11 protein-coding genes and 1 rRNA gene are annotated in these 13,299 nt (G+C 56.6%); 8 read left to right on the forward strand and 4 right to left on the reverse strand.

Features of this window, described 5'->3' with window-relative positions:
* The first annotated feature begins 76 nt into the window (after positions 1-76).
* From rrf to xerD, 7 genes are all read left to right on the forward strand, one after another.
* Positions 77-191: ribosomal RNA gene (gene rrf / locus ACFOSS_RS00005) — 5S ribosomal RNA — on the forward strand.
* A gap of 227 nt (positions 192-418) precedes the next feature.
* Positions 419-886: a pullulanase gene (locus ACFOSS_RS00010; protein WP_377149600.1), complete on the forward strand. Its 468-nt coding sequence runs from the start codon at positions 419-421 to the stop codon at positions 884-886.
* 369 nt (positions 887-1,255) lie between these two features.
* Positions 1,256-3,385 carry an adenosylcobalamin-dependent ribonucleoside-diphosphate reductase gene (locus ACFOSS_RS00015; protein WP_377150631.1) on the forward strand — a complete coding sequence of 710 codons (2,130 nt, stop codon included), beginning with the start codon at positions 1,256-1,258 and terminating at the stop codon, positions 3,383-3,385.
* A gap of 40 nt (positions 3,386-3,425) precedes the next feature.
* Positions 3,426-4,097 carry a TSCPD domain-containing protein gene (locus ACFOSS_RS00020; protein WP_377149602.1) on the forward strand — a complete coding sequence of 224 codons (672 nt, stop codon included), beginning with the start codon at positions 3,426-3,428 and terminating at the stop codon, positions 4,095-4,097.
* Between the two features lie 244 nt (positions 4,098-4,341).
* Positions 4,342-5,832 carry a helix-turn-helix transcriptional regulator gene (locus ACFOSS_RS00025; protein ID WP_377149604.1) on the forward strand — a complete coding sequence of 497 codons (1,491 nt, stop codon included), beginning with the start codon at positions 4,342-4,344 and terminating at the stop codon, positions 5,830-5,832.
* A gap of 460 nt (positions 5,833-6,292) precedes the next feature.
* Positions 6,293-7,678 (forward strand): MATE family efflux transporter, encoded by a 1,386-nt coding sequence (locus ACFOSS_RS00030; protein WP_377149606.1) that lies wholly within the window; start codon positions 6,293-6,295, stop codon positions 7,676-7,678.
* Between the two features lie 144 nt (positions 7,679-7,822).
* Entirely contained in the window at positions 7,823-8,707 is an 885-nt protein-coding gene (xerD, locus tag ACFOSS_RS00035; protein ID WP_377149608.1) for a site-specific tyrosine recombinase XerD, read from the forward strand.
* A gap of 10 nt (positions 8,708-8,717) precedes the next feature.
* On the opposite strand, the gene ACFOSS_RS00040 is transcribed toward xerD, so the two are convergent.
* From ACFOSS_RS00040 to aroQ, 4 genes are read right to left on the reverse strand one after another with little or no spacing between them, the layout of a single operon-like run.
* Positions 8,718-9,317, reverse strand: a complete 600-nt coding sequence (locus tag ACFOSS_RS00040) for an HD domain-containing protein (protein WP_377149610.1) — start codon at positions 9,315-9,317, stop codon at positions 8,718-8,720.
* A gap of 52 nt (positions 9,318-9,369) precedes the next feature.
* The gene (gene accC, locus ACFOSS_RS00045) at positions 9,370-10,710 is read right to left on the reverse strand and encodes an acetyl-CoA carboxylase biotin carboxylase subunit (RefSeq protein WP_377149612.1); all 1,341 of its coding nucleotides are present in this window, start codon (positions 10,708-10,710) and stop codon (positions 9,370-9,372) included.
* A gap of 13 nt (positions 10,711-10,723) precedes the next feature.
* Positions 10,724-11,164, reverse strand: a complete 441-nt coding sequence (accB, locus tag ACFOSS_RS00050; RefSeq protein WP_377149614.1) for an acetyl-CoA carboxylase biotin carboxyl carrier protein — start codon at positions 11,162-11,164, stop codon at positions 10,724-10,726.
* 28 nt (positions 11,165-11,192) lie between these two features.
* Positions 11,193-11,648: a type II 3-dehydroquinate dehydratase gene (gene aroQ / locus ACFOSS_RS00055; RefSeq protein ID WP_377149616.1), complete on the reverse strand. Its 456-nt coding sequence runs from the start codon at positions 11,646-11,648 to the stop codon at positions 11,193-11,195.
* 318 nt (positions 11,649-11,966) lie between these two features.
* Between aroQ and glyA the strand changes: the two genes are divergently transcribed.
* A complete protein-coding gene (gene glyA, locus ACFOSS_RS00060) occupies positions 11,967-13,220 on the forward strand; it encodes a serine hydroxymethyltransferase (RefSeq protein ID WP_377149618.1) in 1,254 nt (417 codons plus the stop codon).
* Positions 13,221-13,299 lie beyond the last annotated feature (79 nt).

A 13,299-nucleotide genomic window follows, 5' to 3' on the forward strand; every position in this document is an offset into this window, starting at 1 on the left:
GGCTCAGTCGGTAGAGCGCACCCTTGGTAAGGGTGAGGTCCCCAGTTCGATTCTGGGTATCAGCACCATGATTTTGTTTGACGGCAATAGCGCAGTGGCACCACCTGTACCCATGCCGAACACAGAAGTGAAACGCTGTAGCGCCGATGGTAGTGTGGCATTCGCCATGCGAGAGTAGGACACTGTCAAACTCCCATTCCAAAGCCCGCATCTGCGGGCTTTGTCTTTTGGTTTCGAACGAAACATTTTCCTATTTTTTTAGCCAGCTCTCACTCTGAGAAAGAAAGCTGTTTGGCAGGCAGAGAGTGTGAGATCGGGCAGATTTTCCTGTTCGTGCTTTTGGTTTAATAGCGCACTGAAGGGTTGTTATAAAACCCTCATAAATTCAAACCGATAAACAATGAACGAAGGAAAGTCTATGTTTAAGAAAACGCTGATGATGGTATTCGCTGCCAGCGCCTTGGTTATGTCTGGTTGTGCTTCTGATGGTAAGACCGCAGCTGCTGGTGCTACTGCTGGTGCCGGTGGTGCTGATGTATTCGGCAAAGAAATCTACCTGCGCGGCGAGATGAACGATTGGGCTGCTCTGCCAGAGTACAAAGTTGTCATGGTTGAGAAGGGTGTTTACAAGGCCAAGGCTAACTTGAAGGTGGACTGGGCTCCGTACAAGTTCAAGTTTGCAGATGGCGCTTGGACTCCAGGCACCAACTTCGGTTACGCTGAAGTTCCTGGTGTGTTCGAAATCGGTAAGGATCCTGTTGTCCTGAACCCGAACTCCAAGTTCGAAGAAGTGAAAGTCACTCCGCCGACTGATGGCGACTATGACTTCTACATCGACATCCGTGGTGAGAAGCCTGTCACCTACGTTAAGCCAGCTGGTCAATAATCGACCCTGAGCTTTACCGAAAAATTTAAGCCCGTCCTTGAGACGGGCTTTTGCTTTTTGCCGGGCTGCCGGAAACAAAAAAGCATTATAAATAAACCATTTGCATCAATCGGATAAAAAACGGACTGCCAAATCGCTCCATCTTCCTTACAATGCCGCCCCTTGAATTGTTGCACAACTCGTCACGAAAACACATTATCTAGTGATTCAAATTAATGTGGCCACACTATGTGGTGTTGGAGGCGAATTATTGATTCTGGTTTCTGGCTCAAATTTTTGTTCTGCCCGGCCTGCTAGAGTCGCTCAGTTTGTACGGACAGGAACTCATCACTTCGGGAGGATGCAATGGCAACGCAAAAAGTGGACGGTATGATACAGCTGGAACACGAGCTGGCCCCCGATATCCCGCTGCAAGAGACGTCACAGGAGATTTGGGATACGAAATACCGTTTGAAGAGCAAAGACGGTACGCCGGTCGATAGTGATATCGATGCTACCTATCAGCGCGTTGCCAAGGCGTTGGCGGCCCAGGAGCAAGATCCGCTTGCCTGGTATGAACCCTTCCTCTGGGCTCTGCGCAATGGAGCCATCCCTGCTGGCCGCATCACCTCTAATGCCGGTGCCTTTGAACACAAACCTGCGACCTCGACCATCAACTGTACCGTATCCGGAACCATCCATGATTCGATGGATGACATTCTCAACAAGGTGCATGAGGCAGGCCTGACGCTGAAGGCCGGGTGTGGCATTGGCTATGATTTTTCGACGCTGCGGCCGCGCGGTGCCTTTGTCTCTGGTGCGGGAGCCTATACATCGGGTCCGCTGTCGTTCATGGATATCTACGACAAGATGTGTTTCACCGTCTCGTCGGCCGGTGGTCGGCGTGGCGCCCAGATGGGCACCATGGATATCCGTCATCCGGACGTGCTCGAGTTTATCCAGGCCAAGCGTGAAGATGGCCGTCTGCGCCAATTCAATTTGTCGTTGCTGATTACCCGTGACTTCATCGAAGCGGTAAAGGCGGATGCCGACTGGCAGTTGATCTTCCCGCTGAACCGCAAGGAAGTAGAGCAGGATGGCATCGATCTGCAACAGGACGGGATCGTCTGGGCGGATTGGCCAAGCAAAGGGGAGGCGGTGGTCAATGAGACCGGCCTCGTCGCCTGCAAGGTATACAAGACGATGCCGGCGCGCCGCTTGTGGAACGTGATCATGACATCGACGTATGACTACGCCGAGCCTGGTTTCATCCTGATCGACAAGGTCAACGAGATGAACAACAACTGGTTCTGCGAAGACATCCGCGCCACCAATCCCTGTGGTGAGCAGCCGCTGCCGCCGTATGGCGCCTGTCTGCTGGGCTCCATTAATCTGACCAAGTTCATCCGCGAGCCCTTTACCGGGCAGGCGCACTTTGACTGGAGCGCGTTCCGTCGGGTTGTCAGTCTGTTTACCCGTATGTTGGATAACGTGGTCGAAATTAACCAGTTGCCGCTGGAAAAGCAGCGTCAGGAGATCCTGAGCAAGCGCCGTCACGGTATGGGTTTTCTCGGTCTCGGCTCGACGCTGACCATGCTCGGCATCAAATACGGTTCACCAGCTTCCGTGGCCTTTACCGAGCAGGTCTCCCAAGAGTTGGCAATGACGGGATGGCGCGAGTCGCTGGCTCTGGCCAAGGAGAAAGGTCCGGCACCGATCATGCTGCAAGAGTTTGAGCTGACTGCCGATCTGCTGCGCAAGCGTCCCGAGCTGCTGGCCGATGGCTATAAATTGGGTGACAAGGTGCCAGGACGGATCCTGCACGCACGCTACAGTCGCTACATGCAGCAGGTCGCGGATGTCGAGCCGGAACTGGTTGCGGCGCTGGCTGAACACGGTGGACGTTTCACCCATCACAGCTCGATTGCGCCGACCGGGACCATATCGCTGTCACTAGCTAACAACGCCAGCAATGGCATCGAGCCGAGCTTTGCTCACCACTATGTGCGCAATGTCATCAAGGCGGGCAAGAAGACCAAGGAGAGTGTCGATGTCTACAGTTTCGAGCTGCTGGCCTATCGCGCGTTGATCAATCCCAAGGCGATGCCGTACAGCAACGAGGCGGAGGCCAAGCTGCCTGAGTACTTCATCACTGCTGATGACGTAACCCCGACCCAGCATGTCGACATCCAGGCTGCAGCCCAGCGCTGGATCGACTCGTCGATCTCCAAGACAGCGAATGTGCCGACTGACTTCCCGTATGAGGAGTTCAAGCACATCTACATGTACGCTTATGAGCAAGGGCTCAAGGGGTGCACCACTTTCCGTTTCAATCCGGAGGCGTTTCAAGGCGTGCTGGTCAAGGAAAAAGATCTGGAGAACACCCTGTACGAGTTCACGCTCGAGGATGGTTCCGTGGTGCAGCTTAAAGGCAACGAAGAGGTGGAATATGATGGTGAGACCCATACCGCGGCCAACCTCTATGATGCGCTGAAAGAAGGTTATTACGGCAAGTTCTGATTTTGTGGCCGCAAGGCCCCCACTGATAAGTGATGCCAACATGGTCAAAAAAATTCAAAGCAAGATTGTCGGCTACAAGGTCAAAAGTAAGGAAGATCAGGCGCAGCAGGAAGCGGCGCGCGTGATCCACATGCACGAAACGGTGCAACGTCCGGAGAAACTGATGGGCACCACCTACAAGTTGAAGACGCCGGAACATATCTCCGAGCATTCGCTGTTCATCACCATCAATGACATGGTGTTGAACGAAGGTACCGAGCATGAAACGCGCCGTCCGTTCGAGATCTTCATCAATTCCAAGAGCATGGAACACTACCAGTGGATCGTGGCGCTGACGCGGATCATCTCGGCGGTGTTTCGCAAGGGGGGGGATATCACCTTTCTGGTCGAGGAGTTGCGTTCGGTGTTCGATCCGCGGGGGGGCTACTGGAATAAGGGCAAGTATGTGCCTTCGCTGATTGCCGAGATTGGCAACGTCATCGAGCAGCATCTGGTGGACATCGGCATGCTCAGGAGTGCCAGTCTGGATGAGCATCAGAAAGCATTCCTCGAACAAAAGCAGGCCGAACTCAATGACGAAGTGCCGAGCGAGGAGGCTGTCAGCAGCTTTCCGCCCAATGCGACCCTGTGTTACAAGTGTCACACCAAGGCGGTGATCCAGAAGGATGGCTGCATGACATGCTTGAACTGCGGTGACTCTAAATGCGGTTAAGACGGGACTGATGGTCTCGAAAAGCCAGTCGGTTTCAGCCGGCTGGCTTTTTCATTTCTGGCCAGCTTGTTAAGTGGGAGCCAACATGGATATTGCCGAGCTGAAGCTTGGCTTCGACAGCCATCCCGTTAGCATAGGAGGATGACTTTGCCGTATCCGCGGGCCAACGACCTTGCTGACTGCCAACTTAACTGTTACCGATCCTGCCGAACCCTACCGACAAACAGAGTTTGTCGAGCACTTGGTGGCGCAACTGTTGCTGTCGGCCGCCAGCCATCTACCGAACAAAAAGATCGCCTATCGGCACGTGCAGTACGATGCGCTGGATATGGTGCGTATGCTCGATTACGTCCTGGTTGCACACAACAGCATGATGGATGGCATCAATGTATGGGCCCGATTGCTCCCCTTGTTGGATGTGCCGGTCGAGGTCAAGGCGCGCCGTACTGACACATCGCTGACCTTGTTATTTCAGGGGTGCGATACGGTTCCTCCCTGGCTGTTCTATTTGGTGCAGGCGTTGCATGTACGCTTGCTGACGTTGTCATTACCTCCGGTCTGGAGTTGGGATCCGGGCAGTGGCAAGCTGGATGTTCCCCTGCCTGGCAAGCTTAAAATTGCCATCCCAATCGTTCGCGATGATCAGGGTGTCAGCCTTACCCTGCCTCGCCCCCTGTTATTGCAGCGTTATGTGCTCCCGCTGCCCTCGATCGGTGAGCTGCTCGTCCAATTTTTGGACTGGTTAACGCCAGAGTCGTTTGGCAAATTTGGTACTGTCGATGCCATCAAGCAGCAAATGGTGTCGCTGCTGCCGCGCATCCCGACCATAGAAGCGTTGGCCGATCACCTGTGTATCAGTGCCAGAACATTGCAGCGCCGGCTACGCCAACAGGGCTACACCTATTCGCAGTTGAGCGATGAGGTCCGCTATGCCGAGGCGATGCGGTTACTGGCCACGACTGTGGCGCGGGTCTCGGATATCGCGCATCAGTTGGGCTTCAGTGAAGCCAGCAGCTTCCAGCGCTCATTCCGTCGTTGGCACAGCGTGTCACCCAGTCAATATCGGGCGCAATTGCGGGTTGATCCGCAACATCTCGGCGATGAATTACCTTTGCAGTTGTTCTATGCCGAAAACCGGATGCGGGAGCAGCGACTGATTGTCCGACGCACGGCTCGGGTCTGGTTGCTGGTCAGTAATCTTGGATTTGAAAAAGAAGTCAGAGTTCGTTGTCTGGATATGGATGGCCTGTATCGTGAATATGATGCCAGCTTCGAATGTTTCATTTCTCCCAAGCTGGAATTATGGGCGACAGCTAATTTACCGGTGGCAGAGCCATTACATTTTATGACGTCTTTGCGTGTGGCTGGCCGTTATTATGTCGATGATAACCATGGCGCGGGATATCGTCTCGATAGTGAAGAGCAGATATTATTGGGCCAGCGCGAACTAGTCCATCCGCAAAGCCACTTGCAGTCTGTTGGCGAACAACGCTGGCTCTTGTGTGGCAGCTTATATCGACCAATAACCCACACAACAACACTCTTTATTCTGTTAAAAGAGGACATGCATAAAAAGCATCCTGTACATGCGGTATTCAGCGCGAGTAAACAGGTTGCAATTTTTCATTTCTCGATTCAAATAGTCGATCCGGATGTTAGTTACTTTATTGTCGAGCAAAATAAAAATGGAGATGAAAATATAATTGATGGTCCCTTTTCTGCGACATATATATAGCGTGATAGATGACTGGAATAATGCTTTCCGGCACCACTCAGGAAAATTTTGATAAATCTCTCCTGTATATACAGTCGCATACTCAATGGAATATGCAAAGTCACAACATGTTATCCCTCTCACACTCACTGTTTTATGTCGCTTGGCGTCATTTATTTTGTCGTGCAATGTCATCCTGTTGTGTGCGTCACCCTGACTAAACTCACTCCTGTTGCGTCACCTTGTGCTGTTTTTTTGCACAGCTGACTGCAGTAACCAAGCACCGTTGATGCCATATTCCTTGTCATGTTGACCTTCCCCCTGCTTGCAGGGGGTATTTTTTCCTGACAACGAGCCCTTTACAACCGTGTCTCTCCGGTGCGGCTAGCTGCAGATCAGGGCCCGAGGTTGACGGCACCGGCTGCTACATTTGACGTCTGATCGGTTGCACCCCCCTGGCATGGAGGCTGAGTCAACGGCGATGAAGAGGAGCTCGGACAGCCGATTTTGGCGCTCGGTCTGGCACGTGGCGTTGCCCGTTACCCTGCAAACCGTCGTCATGTCGTTATTGTCGATGACCGATCAGGTGATGGTGGGACAACTTGGCATCACCGCAGTGGCGGCGACGGGGGTGGCGGCCAAGCTGAACGCCATTGTGATCGTCGTGTTATCCGGCCTATCCAGCGGCATTGCCATCTATGCGGCCCAGTTTTGGGGGCAGGGACGGCCTGAGCGGTTACCGCCTTTGTTGGGCTATGGTTTCATGGTGGGGATACCACTGGCTGGCGTAATGGTGTTGCTGATCTCGTTCTGGCCTCAGCACGCGATAGCATTGTTCTCTGCCGATTCCCACGTCCAGCAGCAAGGCGCCACCTATGTACTGATCGTGGCCTTCAGCTTTGTGCCACAGATGGTGACCCTGCTCTATTCCGCTCTGCTGCGTGCCACTGGCGATGCACGGTTGCCGCTGTTTGCCAGTCTAGTGGCCGTGTTGCTGAATCTCCTGTTCAACTATCTGCTGATCTTCGGTCATGCCGGTTGTCCCAAACTGGGATTGTCGGGGGCAGCGTGGGCTACCTTGCTGGCGCGCAGTGTAGAACTGGCGGTGATCCTGCTGGCACTGTACTGGCGCGGCCATGTATTGGCCATCTTTCATTGGCGGGCATTGTGTGGCCTCACCAGCCACGTGCGGCGTGGTCTGCTGTTCACGACGATGCCGCTGATTCTGACGGAGGGCGTTTGGGTCTTGGGCGAGAGCGCGTATGCGATGGTGTATGGCCATATGAGCACCCTGGCCCTTGCGGCGATGACCATGACCTACCCGCTGCAGGGGCTGAGCATCGGCCTGCTGTGCGGCCTGTCGGCAGCGGCGTCGGTGCTGGTCGGCCAGCGCCTCGGTGCCGATGACTTCCGTGGCGCCATCAGCTGTGCCCACCGGCTGTTACGGCTCGGAATGGCGGCGTCACTGCTGGTGGGCTTGTTGTTGCTGGCTGGGGCGGGCAGCTATGTCGGCCTGTATGACGCCAGTGCCGAGGTGCTGTTACAAGCGCAGTGGTGTGTCTGGGTGTTTGCGTTGCTGCTGTGGGTTAAGGTCGGCAACATGATCATCGCTGGCGGCATCCTCAACAGCGGGGGCGATAGCCGCTTCGTGCTGGTGATGGAGTCGCTCGCCACCTGGCTCATCGGCGTGCCGTCGGCGTATATCATGGCGTTCTGGCTGCAATTGCCGATCCACTGGGTCTATCTGGTGCTCTCGCTCGAGGAGCTGGTGCGCCTGGCGGTTGGCTACTGGCGGTTGCGCTCACGACGCTGGATGCGCAACCTGGTGGCGACACCGGTCGACGACGCGGTAGCGCAGCCCTCCTAGCTGCGATTATTAAGTCAGATTTAATAATCGCGGCGTGCAGTCAGCCGTTTTGACGAGGAATCTGTGCACTCTGCTGCCCGCAACCCTTCTGCTCCCCACGGCCGGGCGGCATAATGGCTCCCTGTTTCCACATGGTGAGTGCCTATGTCCAGTCTGATTGACCGTTTTGTAGATAGCTTGTGGCTTGAGCGTGGCCTGTCGGCCAATACCTTGGCCGCCTACCGCAATGACCTGGGCAAGCTGGCGGCGTGGCTGGATCAACACGGCTGTTCGTTGCTGACGCTGCAGGCGCTGGATTTGCAGGCCTATCTGGCCTGGCGCGTCGATCATGGCTTCAAGGCCACCTCTACCGCGCGTCTGCTGTCGGCGCTGCGCCGTTTCTATCAATATCTGATTCGCGAACAGTTGCGGGCCGATGATCCGACGGCATTGCTAGCGGGTCCGAAATTGCCACAAAGGTTGCCCAAAGATCTGGACGAACAACAAGTCGAAGCGCTGCTCACCGCTCCGCAGGTTGATAATGCGCTCGAGCTGCGCGACAAGGCGATGCTGGAGTTGTTGTACGCCACCGGGTTGCGGGTTTCCGAATTGGTCGGTCTGACCATCGAAAACGTCAGCCTGCGTCAGGGGGTGGTGCGCGTCGTTGGCAAGGGCAACAAGGAGCGGCTGGTACCGATGGGCGAGGAGGCGCTGTACTGGCTGCAGCAGTATCTGCGTGCGGCGCGTACCGAGCTGCTCGGCGGTGTCAGTTGTGATGTGTTGTTCCCCTCCAGCCGGGCACAGCAGATGACGCGGCAGACGTTCTGGCACCGCATCAAGCTCTACGCCGAGCGGGCCGGGATCCGCGTCAACCTCTCCCCGCATACGCTGCGTCACGCCTTCGCTACCCACTTGCTGAACCATGGCGCCGATCTGCGCGTGGTGCAGATGCTGCTCGGCCACGCCGATCTGACCACCACCCAGATCTACACCCATGTCGCCCGCGAACGCCTCAATGCCCTGCATCAGCAGCATCACCCGCGGGGCTGAGCGGGCTCGGTTATAGCGGCAACCCCTCGGACTCGGCTTGTGCCGCCTGTAAAAACGCGCGCAGCAACGCCAGCTTGGGTTCGGCTTCGATCCGGGCTTGCGGCAGCAGCAGATGCGGCGCCAGCAGCAGTGCCTGCTGCAGCACCGGCAGTATCTGGCTGAAGGTGGCGTAGCGGGTATCGCGCCCCACCTTGCTCAGGCTGCGCAGCAGGCCGATGGCACCGAGCTGCTCCAGCAGGTCGGCATCATGCAGCAGCTGCGCCTCGATGGCCGTCGGGCGCGCCTCGGGGTGATGCTGGGCGATGGCCTCTTGTACCGCGCCGATCTTGTGGGGCGCAAAGCCCCAGCGGGTGAGCAGGCCCGGCACAGTGGCGATGGCGTAGGCGACGTTATCCCACTGCGCCAACGCGGCCGGATCGGCCGGACGATGGCCGATGAAGACCCCGAGATCGTGCAGCCAGCAGGCGGCAAACAGGATGTCATCATCAAATAGCGCATCGCCTGCCAGGCGGCAGGCCAGGGCATAGAGTCGCGGCTGGTGACTGAATTTGTCGCGCGGTTGCGCGTGCTGTGTCAGGTAATGCTGCAGGGCGTGGCGCCACTCCGACATGGCCGGCTCCTTAAAAAACATCAGGCCGCACTGGGCGGCCTGAATCACCGGACTAGAGTCCGAGTTTCTTGTGCAGGTAGTGGATGTTGGTTCCACCCTGCTGGAAGTGCTCGTCACGCATGATCTCTTTTTGTAGCGGCACATTGGTCTTGATGCCTTCGACGACAATCTCGTCCAGCGCCTGGCGCATGCGCGCGATGGCGATGTCACGGTTTTCGCCGTAGCAGATCAGCTTGCCGATCATCGAGTCGTAGTACGGGGGCACTGTGTAGCCGCTGTAGATGTGGGAATCCCAGCGTACACCCGGACCGCCCGGCGCGTGGAACCACTCGATCTTGCCGGGCGCCGGCAGGAAGGTGTGGGGATCCTCGGCGTTGATCCGGCACTCGATGGCATGACCCTTCATGCGGATGTCTTCCTGCTTGATGGTCAGCGGCTGGCCGGCGGCGATCTTCAGCTGTTCCTTGATCAGGTCGATGCCGGTTACCAGTTCGGTCACCGGGTGCTCAACCTGGATACGGGTGTTCATTTCGATGAAATAGAACTCGCCGTTCTCGTACAGGAACTCGAAGGTGCCGGCGCCACGGTAGCCGATCTCCAGACAGGCACGCACGCAACGCTCGCCGATGAACTTGCGCATCTCTTCGGTGATGCCCGGAGCCGGCGCCTCTTCTACCACCTTCTGGTGGCGACGCTGCATCGAGCAGTCGCGTTCGCCCAGATACAGGGCATTGCCCTGGCCGTCGGCCAGTACCTGGATCTCGATGTGGCGCGGGTTCTCCAGGTACTTCTCCATGTAGACCATGTCGTTGTTGAAGAACTGGCCCGCTTCGGACTTGGTCAACGCGATGGCGTTCACCAGCTCGGCTTCGGCACGCACCACACGCATACCGCGACCACCGCCGCCACCGGCGGCCTTGATGATCACCGGATAGCCGATGCGCTTGGCGATGGCGGCATTTTCCTTGGCATCATCGCCAATGGGACCACCTGAGCCCGGCACGCAGGGCACACCGGCCTTCTTCATCGCATTGATGGCCGAGACCTTGTCTCCCATCAGGCGAATGGTATCGGCTCTGGGGCCGACGAAGATAAAGCCGGATTTTTCCACCTGTTCGGCGAAATCGGCGTTTTCGGAGAGGAAACCGTAACCCGGGTGGATCGCCACGGCACCGGTCACTTCGGCGGCGGCAATCAGCGACGGCACATTCAGGTAAGACTCCTTGGCCGACGGCTTGCCGATACAGATGGTCTCGTCGGCCAGCTTGACGTGCTTGAGATCGCGGTCCGCGGTTGAGTGAACCGCCACCGTCTTGATACCCAGCTCCTTGCAGGCACGCAGGATACGCAGCGCAATCTCACCGCGGTTGGCGATGACTACTTTGTCCAACATGGTCAGACACCCCTTATTCGATGATGAACAGCGGCTGATCGAACTCGACGGTTTCGCCGTTGTTGACGAGGATGCTCTTGATGACGCCGGCCTTGTCAGACTGGATCTGGTTCATCATCTTCATCGCTTCGACGATGCACAATGCATCACCGACCTTGACCTGGCTGCCTTCCTCGATGAAAGGACCGGCATCCGGGCTGGCGGAGCGGTAGAAGGTACCGACCATCGGAGAACGCACGACATGACCGCTCAGGGCCGGAGCTGCGGCAGCAGCAGGCGCGGCGGCAGGCGCCGCAGCCGGTGCCATCGCTACTTGCGGCGCGGCATAGGCAACCGGAGCCGCCACGACACCACGACTGATTCGGACCGATTCTTCACCTTCGGTGATTTCCAGTTCGGCGATGCCGGACTCTTCAACCAGTTCAATCAGCTTCTTGATTTTACGGATATCCATTTGCATTCTCTGTCAACTTCTCTAGCTGTTAGTTGGAAGACCGGCGCAGGGTGCGCACGGCCGCTAGTAAAGCAAATTCATAGCCATCGGCTCCGAGGCCGCAGATCACTCCCTTGGCCACATCGGACAGGTAAGAGTGATGGCGGAACGGCTCACGGGCGTGGACATTGGAGAGGTGGATCTCGATAAACGGGATGGCCACCCCCAGCAAGGCATCACGCAGTGCCACGCTGGTATGGGTAAAGGCCGCCGGATTAATCAGGATAAAATCGACCTGACCCATCGCCTGGTGGATGGTGTCCAGCAGCGTAGCTTCGGCATTCGACTGGCAATGGAGCAACTCCACGTCCAGCTCTGCCGCGCGTTGTTGCAAGCGGGCAACAATGTCGTCGAGGGTATCGGCACCATAGATAGCCGGCTCGCGTTTCCCCAGCAGATTCAGGTTGGGGCCATTCAGCAGCAGGATACGTTTTTTTGCGGCCATCGTGCAGTTATCCTCGGCAATCATGCGGCGATCTTACCAAAAACTGGGATTAAATCACCTGTTGTCCATTTTTTAGGCTTTGAGTTGCCTGCCAGCAAGCGAAACTTCGCAATTATAGTGATTTCGTGAAAATTGGCAGCACTTTACTGGTCTAATCACTACAAGAAGACCCTTGGAGCTCGAATTTGGTTCCCTAACGAATGGCAGAGTGGACGTTTTTAGCGCAATTGTTGCCATCCTGTGCTATTCAGTCGCCGGTCAGCAAGGTAGAATGTGACCAACCCCCCAATATCATTACGCTAGAGTCAGGAGAAAGGGATGCTGAAGCGTGACATGAACATTGCCGATTACGATGCCGAGCTGTGGGCGGCGATCACCGATGAAACCGTGCGTCAGGAAGAGCACATCGAACTGATTGCCTCCGAAAACTACACCAGCCCACGCGTAATGCAGGCCCAGGGTTCACAGCTGACCAACAAGTATGCCGAAGGCTATCCAGGCAAGCGCTACTACGGCGGTTGCGAATACGTCGACATCGTCGAGTCGCTAGCTATCGAACGCGCAAAGCAGCTCTTTGGTGCGACCTACGCAAACGTTCAACCGCACTCCGGCTCACAAGCCAACAGCGCCGTGTATATGGCTCTGCTGCAACCGGGCGATAAAGTGTTGGGTATGAACCTGGCCCACGGTGGTCACCTGACTCACGGCTCTCCGGTCAACTTCTCCGGCAAGCTGTATGACATCATTCCTTACGGTATCGACGAGACGGGCAAGATCGACTACGTCGAGCTGGAACGTCTGGCGCTGGAACACAAGCCGAAGATGATCATCGGTGGTTTCTCGGCCTACTCTGGCATCGTTGATTGGGCCAAACTGCGTGAAATCGCCGACAAGATCGGGGCTTACCTGTTCGTCGACATGGCTCACGTTGCCGGTCTGGTTGCGGCGGGTGTCTACCCGACCCCGGTTCCACATGCCCACGTCGTCACCTCTACCACTCACAAGACGCTGGCTGGTCCGCGCGGTGGTCTGATCCTCTCTGCCGAAAACGACGAAGAGCTGTACAAGAAGCTCAATTCTGCCGTCTTCCCGGGTGGTCAGGGTGGTCCGCTGATGCACGTTATCGCCGGCAAGGCTGTTGCGTTCAAAGAAGCGATGGAGCCGGAGTTCAAGGCGCTGCAGCAGCAGGTCGTCAAGAACGCCAAGGCGATGGTCGAGGTGATCAAGTCTCGCGGTTACAAGATCGTCTCCGGTGGTACCGATAACCACCTGTTCCTGATCGACCTGACCGACAAGGAACTGACCGGTAAGGATGCCGATGCCGCACTGGGCAAAGCCAACATCACGGTCAACAAGAACTCGGTACCAAACGATCCGCGCTCTCCGTTCGTGACCTCCGGTATCCGTATCGGTTCGCCGGCGATCAGCCGTCGTGGTTTCAAGGAAGGCGAAGCCCGTGAACTGGCTGGCTGGATCTGTGACGTGCTGGATAACGCCGCGGATGAGAAGGTGCTGGCGGATACGCGTGAGAAGGTACTGGATATCTGTCGCCGTTTCCCTGTCTACGCCTGAGTCTGATTGTCGTGATATCGAAGAGCCGCTGATGCGGCTCTTTGCTTTTCTGCTGTGGCCAGTGCACCGGAGTGGGTTC

The organism is Pseudaeromonas sharmana, from assembly GCF_042649925.1.
In the GTDB taxonomy this organism is placed as follows: Bacteria; Pseudomonadota; Gammaproteobacteria; order Enterobacterales; family Aeromonadaceae; genus Pseudaeromonas; species Pseudaeromonas sharmana.

Bases quoted from the DNA above. Each gene is read 5' to 3' on its own strand.
- ACFOSS_RS00010 (WP_377149600.1), top strand. From the start codon at position 419: ATGTTTAAGAAAACGCTGATGATGGTATTCGCTGCCAGCGCCTTGGTT.
- ACFOSS_RS00015 (WP_377150631.1), top strand. From the start codon at position 1,256: ATGATACAGCTGGAACACGAGCTGGCCCCCGATATCCCGCTGCAAGAG.
- ACFOSS_RS00020 (WP_377149602.1), top strand. From the start codon at position 3,426: ATGGTCAAAAAAATTCAAAGCAAGATTGTCGGCTACAAGGTCAAAAGT.
- ACFOSS_RS00030 (WP_377149606.1), top strand. From the start codon at position 6,293: ATGAAGAGGAGCTCGGACAGCCGATTTTGGCGCTCGGTCTGGCACGTG.
- xerD (WP_377149608.1), top strand. From the start codon at position 7,823: ATGTCCAGTCTGATTGACCGTTTTGTAGATAGCTTGTGGCTTGAGCGT.
- ACFOSS_RS00040 (WP_377149610.1), bottom strand. From the start codon at position 9,317: ATGTCGGAGTGGCGCCACGCCCTGCAGCATTACCTGACACAGCACGCG.
- accC (WP_377149612.1), bottom strand. From the start codon at position 10,710: ATGTTGGACAAAGTAGTCATCGCCAACCGCGGTGAGATTGCGCTGCGT.
- accB (WP_377149614.1), bottom strand. From the start codon at position 11,164: ATGGATATCCGTAAAATCAAGAAGCTGATTGAACTGGTTGAAGAGTCC.
- aroQ (WP_377149616.1), bottom strand. From the start codon at position 11,648: ATGGCCGCAAAAAAACGTATCCTGCTGCTGAATGGCCCCAACCTGAAT.
- glyA (WP_377149618.1), top strand. From the start codon at position 11,967: ATGCTGAAGCGTGACATGAACATTGCCGATTACGATGCCGAGCTGTGG.